Source organism: Bacillus haikouensis (assembly GCF_013179555.1).
Classification (GTDB): domain Bacteria; phylum Bacillota; class Bacilli; order Bacillales; family Bacillaceae_B; genus Rossellomorea; species Rossellomorea haikouensis_A.
The window spans coordinates 1-20,999 of sequence record NZ_JABMCR010000046.1 but is presented as its reverse complement, the minus strand read 5'-3'; the positions used below and the strand labels follow the sequence as shown (position 1 = coordinate 20,999).

The 20,999-nt window shown below is 43.3% G+C and carries 19 protein-coding genes; 9 read left to right on the top strand and 10 right to left on the bottom strand.

Translation table 11 applies throughout. The annotated features are described in order from the left end of the window. The 7 genes from HP456_RS06710 to HP456_RS06680 form a co-directional block, all read right to left on the bottom strand. A partial coding sequence (locus HP456_RS06710) for a DegT/DnrJ/EryC1/StrS family aminotransferase (protein ID WP_172249352.1) occupies positions 1-1,063 on the bottom strand: 1,063 nt, incomplete at its 3' end. Between the two features lie 140 nt (positions 1,064-1,203). Continuing rightward, positions 1,204-2,097, bottom strand: a complete 894-nt coding sequence (galU, locus tag HP456_RS06705) for a UTP--glucose-1-phosphate uridylyltransferase GalU (RefSeq protein ID WP_172249350.1) — start codon at positions 2,095-2,097, stop codon at positions 1,204-1,206. A 16-nt stretch (positions 2,098-2,113) separates the two neighbouring features. Continuing rightward, on the bottom strand, positions 2,114-3,934 hold the full coding sequence (locus tag HP456_RS06700) for a polysaccharide biosynthesis protein (RefSeq protein ID WP_172249349.1): 1,821 nt from the start codon (positions 3,932-3,934) through the stop codon (positions 2,114-2,116). A gap of 111 nt (positions 3,935-4,045) precedes the next feature. Then, positions 4,046-4,435: a hypothetical protein gene (locus HP456_RS06695; protein WP_172249318.1), complete on the bottom strand. Its 390-nt coding sequence runs from the start codon at positions 4,433-4,435 to the stop codon at positions 4,046-4,048. A gap of 67 nt (positions 4,436-4,502) precedes the next feature. Continuing rightward, positions 4,503-5,270, bottom strand: a complete 768-nt coding sequence (locus tag HP456_RS06690) for a tyrosine-protein phosphatase (protein WP_172249347.1) — start codon at positions 5,268-5,270, stop codon at positions 4,503-4,505. Between the two features lie 98 nt (positions 5,271-5,368). Then, positions 5,369-6,040: a CpsD/CapB family tyrosine-protein kinase gene (locus HP456_RS06685; protein ID WP_281357972.1), complete on the bottom strand. Its 672-nt coding sequence runs from the start codon at positions 6,038-6,040 to the stop codon at positions 5,369-5,371. Positions 6,041-6,062: 22 nt separating this feature from the next. After that, positions 6,063-6,809: a YveK family protein gene (locus tag HP456_RS06680; protein WP_172249343.1), complete on the bottom strand. Its 747-nt coding sequence runs from the start codon at positions 6,807-6,809 to the stop codon at positions 6,063-6,065. A gap of 196 nt (positions 6,810-7,005) precedes the next feature. On the opposite strand from HP456_RS06680, the gene HP456_RS06675 reads away from it, so the two are divergent. Together HP456_RS06675 and tagU are read left to right on the top strand one after the other, a co-directional pair. Continuing rightward, positions 7,006-7,839 carry an SGNH/GDSL hydrolase family protein gene (locus HP456_RS06675; protein ID WP_172249341.1) on the top strand — a complete coding sequence of 278 codons (834 nt, stop codon included), beginning with the start codon at positions 7,006-7,008 and terminating at the stop codon, positions 7,837-7,839. 92 nt (positions 7,840-7,931) lie between these two features. Then, positions 7,932-8,867, top strand: coding sequence for a polyisoprenyl-teichoic acid--peptidoglycan teichoic acid transferase TagU (tagU, locus tag HP456_RS06670; RefSeq protein ID WP_172249339.1), 936 nt, complete (start codon positions 7,932-7,934; stop codon positions 8,865-8,867). Positions 8,868-8,909: 42 nt separating this feature from the next. Here tagU and HP456_RS06665 read toward each other — a convergent pair whose 3' ends face one another. Continuing rightward, a complete protein-coding gene (locus HP456_RS06665) occupies positions 8,910-9,452 on the bottom strand; it encodes a DUF6241 domain-containing protein (RefSeq protein ID WP_172249338.1) in 543 nt (180 codons plus the stop codon). 329 nt (positions 9,453-9,781) lie between these two features. On the opposite strand from HP456_RS06665, the gene HP456_RS06660 reads away from it, so the two are divergent. The 3 genes from HP456_RS06660 (at position 9,782) to HP456_RS06650 (ending at position 13,695) form a co-directional block, all read left to right on the top strand. Continuing rightward, a complete protein-coding gene (locus HP456_RS06660) occupies positions 9,782-10,279 on the top strand; it encodes a zinc ribbon domain-containing protein (RefSeq protein WP_172249336.1) in 498 nt (165 codons plus the stop codon). Positions 10,280-10,305: 26 nt separating this feature from the next. After that, positions 10,306-11,784 carry a zinc ribbon domain-containing protein gene (locus HP456_RS06655; RefSeq protein WP_172249334.1) on the top strand — a complete coding sequence of 493 codons (1,479 nt, stop codon included), beginning with the start codon at positions 10,306-10,308 and terminating at the stop codon, positions 11,782-11,784. A 63-nt stretch (positions 11,785-11,847) separates the two neighbouring features. Beyond that, positions 11,848-13,695, top strand: a complete 1,848-nt coding sequence (locus HP456_RS06650; RefSeq protein WP_172249332.1) for a zinc ribbon domain-containing protein YvbJ — start codon at positions 11,848-11,850, stop codon at positions 13,693-13,695. A gap of 117 nt (positions 13,696-13,812) precedes the next feature. Here HP456_RS06650 and HP456_RS06645 read toward each other — a convergent pair whose 3' ends face one another. Next, positions 13,813-14,721: a C40 family peptidase gene (locus HP456_RS06645; protein ID WP_172249330.1), complete on the bottom strand. Its 909-nt coding sequence runs from the start codon at positions 14,719-14,721 to the stop codon at positions 13,813-13,815. An 852-nt stretch (positions 14,722-15,573) separates the two neighbouring features. On the opposite strand from HP456_RS06645, the gene treP reads away from it, so the two are divergent. The 3 genes from treP to HP456_RS06630 all read left to right on the top strand — a co-directional run bounded on the left by treP (position 15,574) and on the right by HP456_RS06630 (position 19,422). After that, positions 15,574-16,989, top strand: a complete 1,416-nt coding sequence (treP, locus tag HP456_RS06640) for a PTS system trehalose-specific EIIBC component (protein WP_172249328.1) — start codon at positions 15,574-15,576, stop codon at positions 16,987-16,989. Between the two features lie 410 nt (positions 16,990-17,399). Beyond that, positions 17,400-19,085 (top strand): alpha,alpha-phosphotrehalase, encoded by a 1,686-nt coding sequence (gene treC, locus HP456_RS06635; protein WP_172249326.1) that lies wholly within the window; start codon positions 17,400-17,402, stop codon positions 19,083-19,085. Between the two features lie 160 nt (positions 19,086-19,245). After that, on the top strand, positions 19,246-19,422 hold the full coding sequence (locus tag HP456_RS06630; RefSeq protein WP_172249324.1) for an aspartyl-phosphate phosphatase Spo0E family protein: 177 nt from the start codon (positions 19,246-19,248) through the stop codon (positions 19,420-19,422). Positions 19,423-19,564: 142 nt separating this feature from the next. Here the strand turns inward: HP456_RS06630 and HP456_RS06625 are convergent, their stop codons facing one another. Continuing rightward, complete coding sequence (locus HP456_RS06625) at positions 19,565-20,176, bottom strand: DUF4440 domain-containing protein (RefSeq protein WP_172249322.1); 612 nt, start codon at positions 20,174-20,176, stop codon at positions 19,565-19,567. Positions 20,177-20,294: 118 nt separating this feature from the next. Here HP456_RS06625 and treR point away from each other — a divergent pair. Further along, on the top strand, positions 20,295-20,999 hold a 705-nt coding region (gene treR, locus HP456_RS06620; RefSeq protein ID WP_246288820.1), incomplete at its 3' end, for a trehalose operon repressor.

Below are 20,999 nucleotides of genomic sequence, written 5' to 3'. Positions count from 1 at the left end.
CCGTCATCTTCGTATCAGAAGGCAAACAAATACCATTTTCAAACAGTGTCTCAGAAACATCTGTTCCGACAAAATCGTACTTCTCAAAGAAAGGCTGCAGATGCATTGGCTTCCACACCGGTCTCGATTCAATATTTTCTTTTTCAAGAGCTTCCATTACATCAATTGGCCTGACATGACCACTTAGTGTCATTGCACTCAACCAATAGTTCGGCTTATCCCAATCATTAACGGGCATGAATTCTACACCATTATGAGCTTCCAGCTCTCTTTTATAAAATTCGAAAATATATCTCTTCTTTTCTACTCTTTCCTCTAAGACCTTAAGTTGGCCCCTGCCGATCCCAGCAACAACATTACTCATTCTGTAGTTGAAGCCTAATTCACTATGCTGATAATGCCTCGCTTGATCTCTTGATTGGGTGGCCCAGAATCTGACCTTGGATACTTTCTCTTCATTATTTGAAACAAGCATTCCGCCGCCGGAAGTGGTAATGATTTTATTTCCATTAAAAGAGAAGACGCCGTAATCACCGAACGTTCCCGTATGCTGTCCTTTGTAGTAACCACCTAATGACTCTGCAGCATCTTCAATAACTGCTACATTATGTCTCCTGCATATTTCCATAATCTTATCCATATTTGCAGAAAGACCATAAAGATGGACCACGATCACTGCTTTAACTTCTGGATACTTCTCAAAAGCTTCTTCTAAAGCTTTAGGGCACAAATTCCACGTTTCTTCATTACTATCAACAAAAACGGGAGTGGCGTTTTGATAAATGATTGGATTAGCTGTTGCTGAGAAAGTCAGAGTTGGACAGAATACAATATCCCCCTCGTCAACACCTGCCGCCCTTAATGCCAGATGGATGGCCCCCGTCCCTGAAGATAATGCGGCAGCCGCTTTGGAACCGACTTTCTCTGCCAGTTCTTTTTCAAATTCATTTACGTTTGTCCCGAGAGGAGCAATCCAGTTAGTATCAAACGCTTCTTGTACATATTGCATTTCATAGCCTTCATCACTCATATGGGGTGATGATAGAAATATTCTGTCTCCCATGATTCAACTCTTCCTTCCGTTTATTAAGTCAGTTGCTTATTACTTAGTAGAATGTTCTTATTCATACTAACTAATAAACTACTGAATCATATACATGAAGATAGGTGCTGAATTGAAGGTTCAGCACCTACCTATATCTATTACTGTGATACTTCTTCTTTCACCAAAACATTAGTAAGATATTGAAGTACTTGTTCACGGAGATCTTCCCGTTCAAGCGCAAACTCCACCGTAGCCTTAACAAACCCAAACTTATCTCCAACATCATGTCTCTCACCTTTAAACTCATATCCAACTACCATCTGCTGCTCATTTAGCTTCTTAATCGCATCAGTCAGTTGAATTTCATTCCCTGCACCCGGTTTGATTTTATCAAGGATCTCAAAGATCTCTGGTCGCAGTACATATCGTCCCATAATCGCATAGTTTGAAGGTGCCTCTTCCACCTTAGGTTTTTCCACCAGATCATTAATATGAAAGACGCCGTTGTCTATGCCGTTCTGATTAATAGAAATGACGCCGTATTTTGATACTTCCTGTTCAGGGACTTCCTGAACTCCGATAACAGAAGAGTTATATCGCTCATACACTTCAACCAGTTGTTTCAGGCAAGGTGTCTCTGGAGAATGAACAACGTCGTCACCAAGAAGAACCGCAAACGGCTCGTCCCCGATGAACCGGCTCGCACATGAAATGGCGTGTCCCAAACCAAGCGGCTCTTTCTGGCGGATGTAATGGATGTTTGCCAGCTTAGAAATCCCTTGTACTTCCTGGAGTATATCGTACTTCCCTTTTTTTGCCAGAGTCTCTTCCAGCTCATAGGATTTATCAAAGTGATCTTCGATTGCACGCTTTCCTCGCCCGGTGACGATGATGATATCTTCGATGCCGGATGCAACCGCTTCTTCGATGATGTATTGAATTGTTGGTTTATCAACGATTGGAAGCATTTCCTTCGGTTGTGCTTTTGTTGCAGGAAGGAAACGTGTTCCTAGACCTGCTGCCGGAATAATCGCTTTTCTTACTTTTTGCATATTTAAATCCCCCTTCTTAATTTGCATTGGTCATTAATACCTGTTCTTTTTTATTCGCTAAATCCAGAACATACTGTGACAAATAGGTCAGTTCAAATTCACCATGGTTTTCAACCAGGTTTGTAACGCGTTTATAGTCAAACTCCACTGTCTTCCCAATAAAGATTTTAGGAAAGATTGCTTTGCCGTGTACTTCATTCTCTCCCAGGAGTTCTTCATACATCTTCTCTCCTGGTCTGATTCCCGCATATTTAATACCGATTTCTTCAATCGTGTAACCGGACAGTTTGATGAGGTTCTTGGCGAGATCCACGATTTTGACCGGTTCACCCATGTCAAGCACGAAGATTTCTCCTCCGCGAGCCAGCGCTCCCGCCTGCATAACTAGCCTTGAAGCTTCCGGAATTGTCATGAAGTACCTGGTCATATCCGGATGCGTAACCGTCACCGGGCCGCCTGCCTGGATCTGCTTTTTAAATAACGGAATGACCGAGCCGCGGCTTCCGAGTACATTTCCGAACCGTACAGCTACGAAGTTCGTACGGCTGTTTTTGTCTAGCGTTTGAACGACCATTTCCGCAATCCGTTTGGTCGATCCCATCACATTTGTGGGATTGACTGCTTTATCCGAGGAGACAAGGACGAATGTACTGACTCCGAAAGTGTCAGCTGCTTCTGCTACATTTTTCGTTCCAATGACATTGTTCTTTACTGCTTCCTTCGGGTTATACTCCATAAGAGGAACATGCTTATGTGCTGCAGCATGATAAACAACATCGGGTTCGTGCACTTCCATCACTTCGAAGATACGTTCCTTGTCTTGAATGTCTGCTATGACAGGAACGATTGTGAATTCATCCCTATGTTTGTTACGTAGCTCCATATCAATTGTATAGATGGAGTTTTCTCCGTGACCTAATAACAAGAGTTTCTTAGGTTTGAACTTACTCACCTGCCGGCATATCTCTGATCCGATTGATCCCCCTGCACCGGTTACGAGGATTGTCTTACCGCTCAATTTTTCTGAAATGCTCTTGATGTCTAACTCAACCGGTTCACGTCCAAGCAAATCTTCCACTTGTACATCACGGAACTGATTGACCGACACTTTGCCTGATACGATGTCTTCAATCATCGGCATGATTTGTGTTTTAGCTGTCGTTTTGCTGCACTCTTGATACACTTCCTGCAGCTGACCTTTTCTAAGCGAAGGAATAGCGATAATGATATTTTCTATTTGATATTTTTCTACAATAGAAGGGATATCCTTTGTCCCCCCAAGTACGGTGACACCATATATCTGCAGCTTTTGTTTCTTGGCATCATCATCAATGAAGCCGATCGCTTCCAAGTCTGTGTCATGGCTTTTCATTAATTGTCTGACCAGCATTGAACCCGCTGAACCTGCACCAATGATAAGTGCCCTCTTCTTCTCAGTTTTGTTCTTCATATAGTAATCTCTGAACATTCTCCAAGAAAAACGCGAACCGCCGATCAGGATGACATGAAGCATCCAGGTGACCAGCAATACTCTTGTATACACATTGCCATTCACAATCAACTGAACTGCCCCTGTAACAAGAATTGAGAAGGTGACCGCCCGGATAATGGCCATCATTTCTCCCACACTCGCATACTCCCATGCTTTCTGATAGAGTCTGTAGATGAACGCGAACAGATGATGGCTTGCCAGCAGTGCGATTGAACTAATGATCAAGGTCGGCAGTGTATAGATGCTGAACTGTGCCAGAAGAATATAATAACCGACATAAATGGCTGTGAGCACAATAATGGAATCCAGCAGCATCAGCAGCGAAACACGTTTCGTATAACTCAAAATTGATCCCTTCTTTACTTGTATTTTGTTTAACTAGTATTGTTTACGACATAATAAATACCTAAGGAAAATGTATGTTGGGCTACCCTACCCTTTCCTTAGGCATTTAGTTTATTTCTCTATTTTTTCTAACCTTTGGTTGATCGCTTGATTTACAAGTTTTTGAATTTCTTTCAAATGTTCATCAGGTGCGTCCTGATAGATGTAGCGAACGGCTTTTTTGATGCTTTTCGGCATTAATTCAAAACTACTCATTCTTCCTCCATTTCTTTTTGAAGTAACAAAACGTCCTATGTATAGAAGAGTCACTCGTGAAGCGCTTTCATTGTTTTTCTTTTCATAAATTCTTAAATAATAAATAATATGGGCATCCAACCCTTCCTCACATCCCGCCACCGACGACAAGCGTCTAAGGTAAAGGATCTTCTTCACCCACGGCGTGACCGAGTGCCTCCGTTGATAGTGGTTAGGAGACATTCCCAAAATATCTACTGTTGTCATGTTTATTTCATCATAATGACTCCCAACGACAATAGTACCTTAGGACCCTATTGAAAATTTTGTTAACCTAGAAGATTCCGAGGAATTTTTTCTTTTTGATTTCTTCGGGAATTTCTTTATAGATCGTTTTGTTTTCAACTACCATTTCGGCATTTTCCGTAAAGTAGTACACACAGTCTATCCCGTATTTTTTCTCTATATAGTCCATCGCTTCTTCCATTTTGAATGAGCGGTTGTCTACGTTGTGTGCGTCCGAGGCGATGAAATGGGTCAGGTTTGCTTCGATGATCTGCTGTGAGAACTTTTGAATATTCTTTCCGAAGTAGCCGACCAGGCTGGAGGCTGTTACTTGAGTCGCAGCTCCATTTTTGACTAACCTGTAAAGCTTGTCTGGCCGCTCAATAAGTTCTGCATTTCGTTCCGGATGAACGATGACCGGTGTCAGCCCTTGAACTTGAATTTCATACAATAAACGTTCAGAATATCTCGGAACAGAACTAGAAGGGAATTCGATAAACAAGTATTGAGAATCTTGGTTTATCGGCAGAATCTCACCTTTTTGATAATCTTCCAGAATATCACCGTAAATTCGGGATTCTTGACCTGGAAGAACTTCCAGATTTATTTTCTCTTCCTTCAATGTCGCATTTAGCGAGGAAACAAGAGGCAGGATATCAGACTTGCTATTTTCATATTTTCCGTTCATATGGTGAGGAGTCGCGATGATGGTATGAATGCCTTCTGATACTGCTTTCTTCGCCATGCTGATACTATCTTGAATGGTCTTGGCCCCGTCATCAATTCCCGGCAGGATATGGCTGTGTATATCAATCATATTGACTCCCCCTTAGTTCTTTCGACTCATTTCTCCAACATTATACATTTTACCTTACAGGATAAAAATGTAAAGGGGTGAAATTTGTCGAATTACTGTTATTTGTTTCCACCGTAGTAATAATAAGCTGTGTCTTTCATTTCACGGTTATTCAATACGACTCCGACCAGTTTTGCTTTCGCTGAATCAAGCAATTCCTTCGACTTCACTGCCTTATCCACTTCTGTGGTGCCTGAGCTGATCACAAGTATGGTTCCTTGGCACTGATTCGCAAGTACTTGAGCATCCGTTACCGCCAATACAGGGGGCGTATCGAAAATGACCATATCATATTCCTCATAAAGCTCTTTAAAGAAATACTCCATTCTAACTGAACTTAACAGTTCTGCCGGATTGGGAGGAATCGGACCGCATGTTAACAGGTGCAGATTCTCGACATCAGAAGCATGAGTTACCTCTGATAATGGTTTCTGTCTGGTTAATACACTGGTCAGTCCATATGTATTGTTGAGGCCGAAAGTATAATGAGCCGTCGGTTTGCGCATATCTGCATCAACTAATAGAACTTTCTTGCCTTCTTGGGCAAATACTACTCCGAGGTTAGCAGATGTGGTGGATTTCCCTTCCCCCGGACCTGATGAAGTAACCATTAAGGCTTTCAATTCTTCATCAACAAATGAAAAGTTAATATTCGTACGGATGGTTTTATATTGTTCAGAGATCGGTGACATCGGATCCGTTTTGGTAATCAGCTTACGTTTCGTGTTCATCATTTGCTTTACTTTTTTCTTATTAAGAGCCAATTGTCTCACCTCTCACTCTTGATTTACGTTGTTGTGAACGGCTCTTCGCCTTCTCTTCTTGATCCTTGATTCTTGTGATGGAGCCGAGTACTGGCAGACCGAGAAGTTTCTCCACTTCCTGTTCTGTTTCAATCGTGTTATCCAGGAATTCCAATAAGAACGCAATACCGACACCAGCCATCAATCCGACGACCATTGCAATCGCAATATTAAGGAGCGGCTTCGGTTTGATCGGTGAAGTATCTTCCCCGACTTCCGCTTTCGCAAGCACACTGACGTTATCAACGTTCATAATTTTGACGATTTCTTCCTGGAATACGTCCGCCGTTTTATTCGCGATTGCCGCTGCTTTTTTCGGGTCTGTGTCCTGCACAGACAGATTGATGACCTGCGAATCTTTTTCGCTTGCAACCGTCATTTTTTTATTTAATTGTGCGGCTGTCATGTTTAAGTCAAGGCCGGAAATCACTTTTTCCAATATAGCCGGACTTTTCATGATGACGTTGTACGTATTGATCAATTGCAGGTTCGTTTGAATTTCTCCTATATTATAAGCCGGTTGATCAGACTTTGATTGATTGACGAGAAGCTGCGTAGATGATTGGTAAACAGGCGTTAAAAGAAAAAAACTTACCCCTCCGCTTACGATTACAGCCGTTAAGGTAATCAACAAGATCAATTGCATTCTTTTCTTCAGCGTCTCCATCAACTCACGCAAACTGATTGTTTCTTCCATAATGTCCTCCTAATAAAATAAGTAAAATAATAGCAAATTTTGTTGTGTTTTTTATCATTTGTTGTCATAATTTTAATTAAACTGTAATATTCAGGCACTTATACTATTAAACTACAAATATTGTCATTTGAAAAGGCATTATACTTAATTGGATATTTTTTCTTGTCTATATTTACCTATTAGGGAGGAAATTGTAATGAAGAGTTTTTTAATCACAATCTTAGCTATCAGTTGTGCAGCCTTTCTGTTTCTCGGCAATATGTACTGGAAGGAAAGAACCTCCATTTCTGCCACTTCTGACACAGCCGGTACCGAAACTGTAAATAGCGAGGTGGCTGAAGACGAAAAGAAAGAAGAAGAACAAGTAAAAGACGAAGTGGAAACAGAGTCAGCTCAGTCGGAGGAGGACGTGGATGTTCAAACGTTGATCTCTAACTGGCCCGAGGACGCTCAACAAAGGTTTATTTCCTTATTAGAAGAAGGCGAACCATTCAAGATGGCCGTTGTCGGATCAAACGCTATGGGGCTCGACGAAAACGGTTGGGCTCCTCAATTAATGGAAGCACTCGGTACAAATTATGGCGACCATATCGATGTCCAATTGTTTCAATATGATCTGACTTCGATTGACTTTATTAATGGCGCAGAAAGTGATGAGGTCATCTCCTTTGAACCAGACCTCGTTCTATTCGAACCATTCTCATTAGTCGACAATTCCAACAGTGTCGGAACCGTGCAGAACCACGAAAGTATCTTAATGTTTGAGAATCGGTTGAATGAAATGAATGGGAAAAGTGTTCTTTTACTTCAGCCGCCCCATCCGTTAGCGGGAGCCACTTACTATCCCGAGCAGATTGAATCCCTTGAAGAATTCGCAGCTGAAGAAGGGATTCCCTACATTGATCACTGGACGGGATGGCCGGAAGAAAATGAGCTGGCGGATTACTTAATCGAATCACAGGATACACCGAATGATAGAGGGCATGAAATATGGGCAGACCAACTGATCGACTATTTCGTCAGTGAATAATCCACTGATAAAAATTGTAAATACCATCTATTCAACTTGTCCCAAATCTGATATGTTAGGGATTAGGTTTAGATAAAGGTGAGGGAATAAAGATGAGAATGGATAAGCATAAAAGTGGAAAGAAACGCAAGTGGCCAAAAGTTGTCGGGATCATTCTATTAATATTAGTTGCAGCCGGCGGAGTCTATGGATACAGTATTTATCACTCTTTGAATAAAGCAGTCGAGACGATGCATACACCAATTGAACGCGATATTTCTTCCAAACGGACGAAAGAAGTGGAATTTAAAGATAGAGAACCGTTCTCCGTATTGTTAATGGGTGTGGATGAACGGAAGAACGACAAAGGGCGTTCTGATTCAATGATTGTTCTGACGGTAAATCCTGAGGTGAAATCCGTGAAAATGATCAGTATCCCCCGCGATACATTAACGGATATTGTCGGTCACGGTACAAGAGACAAAATCAACCATGCGTATGCCTTTGGCGGAGTCGAAATGGCTATGGATACGGTTGAAGGACTGCTTGATATTCCGGTTGACTATTATGTTCAAGTCAATATGGAAGGCTTTGAAGAAATTGTGAATGCCGTTGGCGGCGTTACAGTTAATAATGACTTGAATTTCAGCTACGGTGGATTTTCTTTCGATGAAGGCAAGCTTACTTTAAGTGGTAAAGAAGCACTTGCTTTCTCAAGAATGAGATACGAAGACTCTCGTGGAGACTTCGGACGCCAGCTGCGCCAGCGCGAAGTCATTCAAGGTGTCATCCGTGAAGGTGCAAGTGTGTCAAGCTTATGGAACTATGATGATATCTTTGATGCGTTGGGTAATAACGTGAAAACGAATTTAAAGTTTGACGAGATGGTGGATATCCAGAAGCATTACAAAGCCGCTTCCAAGGATATCGAACAAATCCAGATCAAGACAGGTGCAGGAACGAAAATAGACGGAATTTATTATTATGTGATTCCTGATGCCGAACTAAACGAGATTCAAGAAACATTGCAGAACCATCTGGAAGTCTAATAAAGAAACCCTGCTGAGACATTGCTCAGCAGGGTTTCTTTATTATCTTGATTCTTTATTCTGTTTCTGAAGAAACGCTTCCTCAGCTTCAGGAGACAGCACTCCACTCGCTTCCCCGATCGAACCATCCTGAAGCTCCCAGACCGCGTTGTGCTGCCCGTCGGCATCGGAAAAGTCTCCTTGTTTCCAGCTTGTTAGTATCTCTCTATACAGACCGTCATGCTCATAGTTATTCACTTCCAGCTGATTTAGGAGAAAATCTATCCGTTCCTCTGTGATTTTGAAGAATGACCACTTTTCTTCCGCCTTTACTTTCTGATGACTCATCGCATGAATATATTGCTGGACCAGGTTTTCGCTAAGCGGTGTTTTCACATTCTCTTCGAAAGGATTGCTTGATCCAGCTTCATCCCCTGCCCCTTCCTTTACACTTGCGGTTTCCGCTCCTTCACTTGTTTCCGAAGCAGTCTCGCTTGGACCCGCCCCTTTAGAGGAATCATCAAGGCTTCCCACCATTATATAAACGCCCAGCCCCGTCAAGAGCAGGACACTTCCCAGAATTCCGAAAACGAGTTTCTTGCTCATTCTCATCTCTCCCCCATATCTTTCTTTACTATCAATTCGTTATTTATCGATCGAATCCTCTTTGAATCTAGCAAACCGTTACTATATTCCCATATATTTCTTCACTGCAGAATCGTCTCCGTGTTGGGAGTTGACGCCGGACGATGGTTGAATAATAAAACAATCCGAGGAAAGAAAGTATTGAAATCAATGGAAATACATAGTTAAATAGACTATGTGTAATTTTACCTATAAAAGAATATTTTTACTGTCATCATACATATGATTTAGATCAATGAATAACGCACTAAGTAAAATTACTCAACTACACCATAAAGGAGAACGAGCCATTGTCTACTAATCTACAATCCAAATTGGGGGAAGGCCTGTCCAAGTTCCAGGGAGGCATCGAACAGGGCAAGCTTAAACTGCAAACCGTACAAGAAATAAACAAGATAAAGAAAGAGATCCATGATGTCTCTGTAAAAAAATCAAAAATCCTGCTTGAAGTCGGGCAGAAAGTGTACAAAAAAATCAGGAACCAGGAACTGCACGATCAGGAGCTGATCGAATTAACCTCGAAATTGACCGAACTCGATCACGCCCTTTATGGCGGCTCCAGAAAAATATCGGAATTGAAAAGCCATCCCGATCAAAATGTGACTATCTGCACATCCTGTGAAACGCCAAACGAGCTGGATGCTAAATTCTGCGGCGGCTGCGGTGCGAAAGTCGAAAAAGCCATAGAGCCCGTGGCAGGAGCAGGCTATGCCTGTGCAAGCTGCAGCGAACCGTTAACAGCCGATGCACACTACTGCCACTGCTGTGGAACGAAGGTATCCCGATAGAGGGAATGAAAGGAGGAGCTGAAACAGTGTACTGTAAACATTGCGGAACAAAGAACAGGGAAGATGCACTTTATTGTGTAAACGACGGAGAAGCATTGACCTTACATCATGAACATGTCCTTTTACAACAGGAAAGTAACCGGTACTGCAGCCACTGCAGTCATGAAAACCACGGAAATGCCCTGTACTGCACATCTTGCGGACAAACCATGAGCAAAGTGAAGGAAATTCGAGATGCAGAGACGAACAGGGGGAGCCTGCAGAACAATGTCAGAAACGGTGCCTCTGAAGGATTGATCACCACCATGACCAATAAGGACAACCTTAAATGGCTGGCGATTTGGAATGGGATTTCGATTGCCGGCTTATTACTTATTTCATTCATCATCAGCTCTTCCATCAATGGGTTCATGAAAGATACCCTGCGTGCGGAACTCGGGTCCCTCGTCGATGGGATCAAGCTAGTATCATTTACTGATGTGTTCATGATCAGCCACATGATCAGTGTTGATTATCTTGCGAGTGCTGTCATTTTCGAAGGTGTCCTTTCAACAACCAGCGGACTATTTTTGCTGCTGCTTATACCTGCCATTGTCTTCATCACTACAGGATTCTTGATGAACAGGAAGCAAGCTGATAAACCGCTTCTTGAAAAATTGAAATGGAATCTTTCCTTCTCTATTGTTTATGGTTTAGTGACGGGCATCTTCAGCACATTTGCAGGAGTATCCATGGAAATCAACGATCCGACCGGTTTCCTCGGTACGATTACGGTCGGTTCCGAGTACCCTTTCTTTGAAAGTATTTTCAATGCCATCGTCATCAGCTTTATTTTTACAACGATCGGCTCGCTCTTCACATTGGATGCAGAACAGCGGACATCCAACGAACGATACGGGCTTTCGATTTCAAGAGCCATTCTTCATTCCATGATTGGACTTGCGCTTATGATGGCTGCCGGGTATTTCATCCTTTCCTCACAGGATGAGCTAAAAACCGAAGAAACGGCGGGGAATGTCCTGATCGGCAGCCAAGTAGGAGGCTACCTGTGGAACGTCGCGCAATTCCAGACGTTGACGTTTGATTTGACGGCGGATGGCGAAAGCGTCAACGCACGTTATTCGCTGTTCGGCGGACCAGAGGCTTCTGAAGACGAAGAGGAATTTGCTGAGCTGTTTGAAGAGATCAATTGGATCTGGGTTCTTGTCCTCATTCCTGCCGCCCTTCACTTCTGGGCCGGGAATAGGCTGAGGAAATCCACTCACGGAAACATCCTGAATGAACTCGCCGTGTATGCGGCCGCGTTCGGTGTCATCAACGCCATCATCGTATCGATTTCGAAACTGACCATCGACACGAATTTCGAAGGAGCATTCAGTGCCACTTTTGGCTTCTCTACATTTGGCACCCTGATCATCAGCTCCATCCTTGCATTTGGCGTTTCTTATATAAGTGTGATGGTGACAAATCGCCAGGAATCCCAACAATCATCACGTGCTGCGTAAAAGATTGGCTGCCCCGGGGCAGCCAGCTTTTCCAGCGGATATGAACATAGAGGAGAAATGAATGTGAATTTTTGTACATCCTGCGGACAAAAAATGGATAAAAACAGCCCGTTCTGTAACGGATGCGGGGCCAAGATTGAATCAAAGGGAACCACGATGACCCGATCATCGGCAGCCATGCCTTCGCTTGCTTCCCTTTCCAAAAAGACCAAAATCATCATCGGGTCTGCAATCCTTGTGCTGATTCTATGTATTTCATTATATAAAGTCGGTGAAGCCTATACCGACAAAGCAGCCCTTCTTGAAAATTTCGAGGAACAGCTGGAAAAAGGGAATGTGGATGAACTGGTCCACTTACTTGACTCAAAGAAAGATTCTCAAAAAATCACGAAGAAAAACGTGCAGGCGATGGTCGACTTTTTAAAAGAAAACCCTGGTACTGAAGAAACACTCATCGCCAAGTTAAACGAAAACGTGAAATCAGATGGGGGTTTGTCGGTCAAGGCAAGCGCGGACACAGGCTATCCTGAACAACTCATCACCCTTGAAAAGAGAGGGAAGAAATTCCTGATCTTTGACAATTATGACCTTGTCCTGCAGCCTTTCCCGATGAACATCTACACCAATTATAACGACCTTCGCTTTTATGTCGACGGGAAAGAAATCAAGCCTGCAGCTGTCGAAGACGAAATGGTTACCATCGGATCGTTCATACCGGGTGATTACAAAGTAAAAGCTGTCCTGAAATCCGATTTCGTGGAACTGGAGAAGAAAGTGGATATCAATCATGTAGGTCCCACTAATACTGAGCTTCTATTCGAGATTGATTATGTACAGGTTACTACCAACGTTGAAGGATCTTCCGTTTTCGTCAACGACAAGGACACCGGAATGAAGGTGAGCAAAGATAAAACCGTGGAAATCGGTCCAGTCCTCACCGATGGCTCAATGACCGTTCAATTAAAGAAAGAATTGCCGATTGGAAAGATACAGTCTGAAGCCATTCCGATTGACCAGAATCAACTGACTGCAGGCTTGACCTTATCAGATAAAGACAAGGAGCAGGTAAAGGAAGGGTTGAAACGTCATTTCCTCAACCTGTCCAAAGCTCTTGCATTCCAGGATGAAAACATTCTCAAAGAAGAGTCCAACGATGTATCAGACTTTGTCGCAACTTCATTCGAAGAAATGACCGGCCACGACTGGAAAAAGCTCGGTTACGTCTCCGCAATCGAAGTCGATATCGATGCCCTGTACCTGGAAGAAATTGAGGGGACGTGGTACTCTACATTACCTGTACGAACAGAATGGCTGGAGGATACAGTCCACTCCGGTGATTCCGTATCCCTTTCCAAACAAAGCTATGAAAACAGCTATTCGCTAACTTATAAGAATGATAAATGGAGTGTCGATTCCTGGGGGTTAACATGGAACTTCGAGGATGAAAAGGCAGAAGAAATTAAGATCGATGCCGCTGCACTCAAGAAACAACTGGAGTCGTCACCCGCTTTCAGCAGTATCTCTGAAGAGCAGGATGCAGACGAAGTCGAGTCCTTTGTAGAATCATACGTCTCTTCTTCCGTCCAAGCCATAAATGAGCGTGATTTCTCCATTGTATCCGGGGATATCGACTCACCCTCCGACTACTCCAAAACCGTAGCTGACTATATTGACTACCTCGAAGAAAAGGGAATCACCGAGGACCTCGTCAATATTGACATCGAAAAGGTCGAACCGCTCGACGACGGTTCGTACCACGTCTATACCTTTGAAGAATACAACATTCACTATCAAGACGACACGGGAAAATATAAATCTTTCGAAGGAAAGTATAAAGTGACATCCACCTCCAGCGGGTTGAAAATGGTTGATTTGATTTCAACTGAAGAAGTGGATAGTAAAGATCTATAATTCCAGAGGCAATGGAAAGGGCTGATCTTCCGCAAGGGAAACTCTGTCCTTCCTCAAAAAAAGCCGGCGTACAGCATTATTGCTGTACGCCGGCTTTATATATAAATTCGACGACTATTAGAATGTTCTATAACCCGCAAATCTCGGAGACCAATAAGAATTGCTCAATTTGGTCACAACCACACCGCTGTCAGATGCGTGGATGAACTCCCCGTTTCCGGCATAGATGCCCATATGGCTGATGCCTGCTTTGTATGTGTTTTTAAAGAAGACAAGGTCGCCTGGCTTCGGGTTTGAAGTTGCCGTTGAACGGCTGTAGTAGCCTGCTGTATTCGTGCGTGAAATGCTTGTACCTGCTTGATTGAATACGTAATAAATGAACCCGCTGCAATCAAAGCCGCTTGGAGATGTTCCCCCCCACGCATATGGCGAACCGATATACTGCTCTGCGATATCCACGACATTTGAAGAAGGCGCTTCAGTCTGGGAAGAGCCGACTTTCAACTTTTGACCAACATAAATCGTGTTGGATGTTAACCCATTCCAAGACTTGATCCGGGAAACCGTTGTATCATATTTCACAGCAATATGGGACAGAGTGTCACCCGACTGGACCGTATAGGTTCCGGTTGTCGGTGCCGGCTGCGCGGGCGATGTCGTTCCCGATACCTTCAAGACTTGTCCCGGGTGGATGACATCACTGGTCAGGTTATTCCATTTTTTCAACTCAGCTACATATACATCAAACTTCTGACCGATCTTTGAAAGATAATCACCAGATTGCACAGTATAAGTCTTAGCTGAAGAAGTTGCTGGAGCGGATACTTCTAAAACTTGATTCACATAGATCATATCCGAAGTCAGATCGTTCCAATTTTTCAAGTTCGAAACGCTCGTATCATATTTATAAGCGATCACCGATAAAGAATCACCGGATTGTACGCGATAAGTGGCAGCATCGGCTGATGAGACAGCAAGTGACGAGACTAGAGCAGCAGCAGTTACAGCAATAATCGTTTTCTTCAAAAGTAAATTCTCCTTCTACATGTAAAATTTTCAACCTTTTCCATTATGAAAGAAGAAGATTGATAGGTTAATAGTACTTTTAGGGTAATCTGGAGAAAAAGCCCTGAAAACCGCACCATTGTTATGTTTAGTAATTTATGGGTCTATTACCATGTTGGGTGGTGATTATGTAGTGATGGGAGTAGGTTGGTGAATGGACGGAGTTGGGGGGGGGATGGGGCGGCGGCTCATTTGCACGGGTTTGGGTCTGGATCGATTGACCCGGTTTTAGTCAGGTTCGATTGCTTTATTCTGGTGTTCAGTTGTTGGAGTGTGCTTGGTACAAATCGGTGGTTCTGTGCCTGGTACAATTCATGCGATTTGTGCCTGGTACAATTCACGCAATCTGTTCCTGGCACAATACACTCAATCTGTTCCTGGCACAATACACTCAATCTGTGCCTGGCACAACACACCCGATCTGTGCCTGGCACAATTCACGCAGTCTGTGCCTGGCACAATACACCCAATCTGTGCCTGGCACAATACACCCAATCTGTTCCAGGCACAAAAACCTACTATTACGCCTGGCACATCAGCAAATATGAAAACGCTCTCCTTTTTTCATTGACAACTTGTATATACATGAATAGAATAATAGTATATCTTGTATATACAACAGGACCCCTTAATGATGTAAGCGGTTATTTTTAACCAAAAGGCTTGAAATAGCATATATGGAGACGTTTTCCACAAACTATTTAAGGGAATTCCATTAATAGATATGAAAGCGGGTACATGACAGCTTTCGACATTTCCGGGATCAAATTGGCCCAGGTCAAATGATCCCCGAGAAACCAGGGAGGGAATTTCATGAGTGTAAGCAAAGAATCCGTTCGCGAGATAATCGAAGCGCTTGGCGGTACGGAGAATATCCAGACGGCCACACATTGTGTGACACGCCTTCGTTTAGTGCTGAAGGATGAGAAGAAAGTGGATAAAGAAAGATTGGAAGAGATTGATATAGTCAAGGGTTCATTCTCTTCAAACGGTCAGTTCCAAGTCGTGATTGGACAAGGTCTTGTAAATAAAGCGTATCAAATTTTAGCAGAGGAAACGGGGCTCGAGCAGGCATCGAAGCAGGATGTCAAAGATGCTGCGACCCAGAACCTGAATCCGTTGCAGCGTGCGATTAAGACGCTGGCCGATATCTTCATTCCGATCCTTCCGGCAATTGTAACGGCCGGTTTATTGATGGGTCTGAATAATATTCTGACGGGTCCTGATATTTTCTATGATGGGAAATCCGTCATCGATGTACATCCGCAATGGGCTGATTTAACAAGTATTATCAACTTGATTGCCAATACAGCTTTCGTGTTCCTGCCTGGATTGATTGGTTGGTCGGCTGTTAAACGGTTCGGCGGCAGTCCGCTCCTGGGTATCGTTTTAGGTCTTATTCTTGTACATCCTGACTTGATGAACGCCTGGGACTACGGGAAAGCGGAAGAAATTCCAACATGGAATCTATTTGGATTCGAAATAGACAAGATCGGTTATCAAGGTCAGGTACTTCCGATTCTATTCGCATCATTATTGTTAGCTAAAATAGAACAATTCCTGGATAAACGGGTCCATGATTCAATCAAGCTTTTAGTTGTAGCACCGGTTGCCCTTCTTATTACAGGTTTTGCAGCATTCATTCTTATCGGTCCTGTTACATTCTTCATCGGTAATATGCTAACAGACGGCGTCATCTGGGTATTTGACCACGTTTCCTGGTTAGGCGGTTTATTATACGGCGGTCTCTACGCTGTTATGGTTATTACGGGGATGCACCATACCTTCCTTGCTGTGGATTTACAATTGGTTTCAAATGCCGGGGGTACATTCTTATGGCCAATCCTTGCGATCTCAAATATCGCACAAGGTTCAGCAGCACTTGCCATGATGTTTGTTGCTAAGAAAGAAAACGAGAAACTTCGCGGATTAGCAGGAACTTCTGCGATTTCAGCGTATCTTGGTATTACGGAACCGGCAATGTTCGGGGTGAACCTCCGTTACAAGTATCCATTCATCAGTGCTTTGATCGGTTCTGCTATCGGCGGTGTGCTTCTTGCGATGACAAAGACAAAAGCATTTTCCATCGGAGTCGGCGGACTGCCTGGTATCCTATCCATCAAAGCAGAATATTGGGTGCCATTTGCAATCGGTATGGTCATTGCCATTGTCGTTCCATTCGTATTGACCATGGTTTGGTCTAAATTTAGTAAGAATAAAGTCGTGTAATCTAAGCCGGCTTATACTGAAGCGTTATTGATAGAAATTTAAATAGACAAATAGAGATAAGAGTAGACGAACTTGTATATACAAATTAAAATGAGGGGGCGACAGTGGTCAGCGGCACATTCCGGTTCGGAAGCTTTTGCTGACCCCGCCCTCTTTTTAATTTAGAGGCACTTAGTCATTACTGAAATGAGATACGTTTTTTAATATTTCAATTTGCTATATTATTGCTGATTCCAGCTTTTGATTGGAGTGGAAGACGAAGACTCCTGCGGGAAAAGCAGCTGATGTGAGACCCGGCAGGAGCGTAGCGACGAGGAAGCTCACGGGCTACCCGCGGAAAGCGAAGTCTTCCATGGAAATCAAAAGCGGCATTAGTGGTTCTAATTAAGTTAAGGAAGGTGCTTAATAAAATGGAACAACCATGGTGGAAAAACTCAGTTGTCTATCAAATTTACCCGAAAAGTTTTAACGACACGACCGGAAACGGCGTTGGCGATATCAAAGGAATAACAGAGAAACTGGATTATCTGAAGAAGCTTGGGGTCGATGTCGTCTGGCTGACACCAATCTACAAATCCCCTCAGCGAGATAACGGATACGACATCAGCGACTACTTTACTATCCAGGAAGAATACGGGACGATGGAAGATTTCGATGAACTTCTCTCTGAAGCACATGACCGCGGCATCAAGATCATCATGGACATCGTCATCAACCATACGTCCACTGAAAATCAATGGTTCATTGAATCGCGGAAATCAAAAGACAACGAATACCGTGACTTCTACATCTGGAAAGACGGTAAGCCGGATGGCTCCGAACCGACGAACTGGCAGTCAAAATTCGGAGGCAACGCGTGGCAGTACGATGAAGAAACCGGTCAGTATTACCTGCACCTCTTTGATGTTACACAGGCTGACCTCAACTGGGAAAACGATGAAGTCCGTAAAAAGCTTTACGACATGATGCACTTCTGGCTGAAAAAAGGAGTCGACGGCTTCCGGCTGGACGTCATCAATCTCATATCCAAAGATCAGGACTTCCCGGATGACGATGGTTCTTCCGCTCCTGGAGACGGACGCAAATTTTATACTGATGGCCCGAAAGTTCACGATTACATGAAGGAAATGAATCATGAAGTCTTCTCTCAATACGACATCATGACGGTCGGGGAAATGTCTTCAACGACGATCGAGAACTGCATCACGTATTCGAATCCTGAACGCGGCGAGCTCAGCATGACATTCAATTTCCACCATCTGAAAGTGGACTATCCGAACGGAGAGAAATGGTCGGTTGCAGACTTTGATTTCCTTAAATTAAAGGGGATCCTGTCGACCTGGCAGCGTGAAATGCACAAAGGCGGCGGCTGGAATGCCCTCTTCTGGTGCAACCATGATCAGCCGCGGATCGTATCCCGTTATGGCAATGACGGCAAATACCGCAATGAGTCGGCGAAAATGCTCGCGACGACGATCCATATAATGCAGGGCACGCCTTACATTTACCAAGGCGAAGAAATCGGGATGACCAACCCAAAATTCACGAGCATTGATGAATACCGTGACGTCGAGTCCATCAATATCTTCAACATTTTAAAAGAAGAAGGCAAATCAGAAGAAGAAATCCTGGAAATCCTTCGACACAAATCCCGTGACAACTCAAGAACGCCTGTCCAGTGGAACGCAGAGGAAAACAGCGGATTCACTTCTGGGACGCCTTGGATTCCGGTTGCGAAGAACTATAAGGAAATCAACGTGGATCAAGCAATGGCGGATGAGAAATCAGTCTTCTATCATTATCAGAAGCTGATCAGCCTGCGCAAAGAATACAGCATCATCGTTCACGGTGACTATCAATTAATCCTTGAAGATCATCCTGAGATTTTCGCGTACGTTCGAAATGGCGATGGTGAAAAACTGCTGGTGGTTAATAATTTCTATGGAAAAGACAGCGAGTTCGCACTCCCTGAAAAAGTGGAAGTGGATGGCTGGTCAAGTGAGGTTCTGTTATCGAATTATAAGGACACAGCGAATCATTACCCGAATTTCACATTACGGCCTTATGAGTCTGTTGTGTTCCGGTTGACTAAATAATATGTGCGGTACCTGCATTTTGCGGGTACCTTTTTCTATCGGACTTATTTTTCCAATAAAACAAACCATACAAAAAACTGTAAAGAAAATTCTTGAAAATATGACACATTTCCCGAGAAATATGTCATAATATAGACACAGATTCAAGAGGAGGGATGATATGCAATCCACCAAATTGCGTAACATACTTTATGAAATGGAAAAAAAGCGTTCAGAGCTCCAATCCTTCGCTCTTGTAAATGGCTTCACCCATCCTGTGACGATCAAGCTGAGTCAGGAACTAGATGAATTATTCAACCTATATTCTAAACAAAAAAATAGTATACATAAGAAATGATGAAGGGCTTTATTCAGTTGTCATTGCACTAAGTTGAATCGCCAAGAAGGCGCTGTCTGCCTTCCTGGACGATATGCCCTGCGCCCCAAGCCCTGTTGGCGCATAAAAAATAGACTGCGAAATTCCGCAGTCTATTTTTCGTTTATTCTTGATTCTCTTGATCTTCTTCACTTGCCAGGAAGAATATAGCTGCAACCTTCCAGCCTTCTTCCTTCTTATGGAACACGGTAACCTGCTTACCTGAACGTGTTACTTCCTTGCCCCCGTCTGGATCCTTTGTCGTAGCTGTAATTTCAGCGTAAACATCCGCTTTCTTCCCTGCATAGTTGATGATCTTCATGTTTTCCACTGTACGCTTGGAATCAACTGAATCAAAGATCTGTTTCACATAACGTTCTTCATCTTCGAATTTGAAATTCACAGGTGTCTTTGAAATCACACTCATGTAGGATTCAAAATCCTCCGCGTTGAACGCATCGATATATTGATTAAAGGCTTCTGTAATAGCTGTCTTTTCCTCGGCAGGAATATCTTCCGCTTCTTTCAGCGCGCCGGCATCTTCCACGATCTGCGTCATCTGTGTAAGCGAAGCTGCTTCATCTGTTGCTGGATCATTCTCAGGGTTCTCGCTCTCCTGTACCTCTTCTGTATCCTTTTTCTCTTTCTTCGCTTCCTCTTCCCCGCCACATGCAGCCAGTAACAGTGTACTCATTCCGATTCCGAGCATGATTTTCTTCCAATGTTGTGTCGACAATATCCTTCACCCTTTTCTAAAATTTGCACTATCTCCATTCTATTGAAAATATTCACAACACTCAAGTTCAATCTCATATTCCGGCGTTATTATGGTAAAATAATTGATGGTGATACTAATGACGAAAAGCAATAAATACAAACAAATCTTTGAAGATCTGTCTGAAAAAATACAAGATGGCACGTACAAGACGAATTCAATCCTTCCGTCAGAGAATGAACTTACATTGATATACTCTACATCCCGGGAAACTATTAGGAAAGCGCTTACTCTGCTGGCTCAAAAAGGACTGATTCAAAAGCTGCGCGGCAAAGGATCCCTTGTCCTTGACGTATCGCGCATGGATTTTCCGATTTCCGGGCTCGTGAGTTTCAAGGAACTTCAGACCTCAATGGGTCGTGATGACATCGAAACGACGGTGCACGAGTTCGGGCTAATCAATGCTGATAAACACTTAGGATCCATTTTTGATGTATCAGACGATACTGAAATCTGGAATGTCGTCCGTTCCCGCAGGATTCAGGGTGAAAGGATCATTTTGGATAAGTCTTACTTCCTGAAGTCGGAGGTTCCCCTGCTGACAAAGGAAATCTGCGAGAATTCGATCTATGAGTATTTAGAGAGCAAACTCGGACTGCCGATTGATTTTGCCAAAAAAGAAATCATCGTTGAAGAGTGTAAGGAGGAAGATCGCAGGTATCTTGATCTGGATGAGTACGATCATGTGGTGGTCGTGAGAAATTATGTTCATTTGAAGAATGCTGCGCTGTTTGAGTATACCGAGTCACGGCACAGGCTGGATAAGTTCCGGTTTGTAGATTTT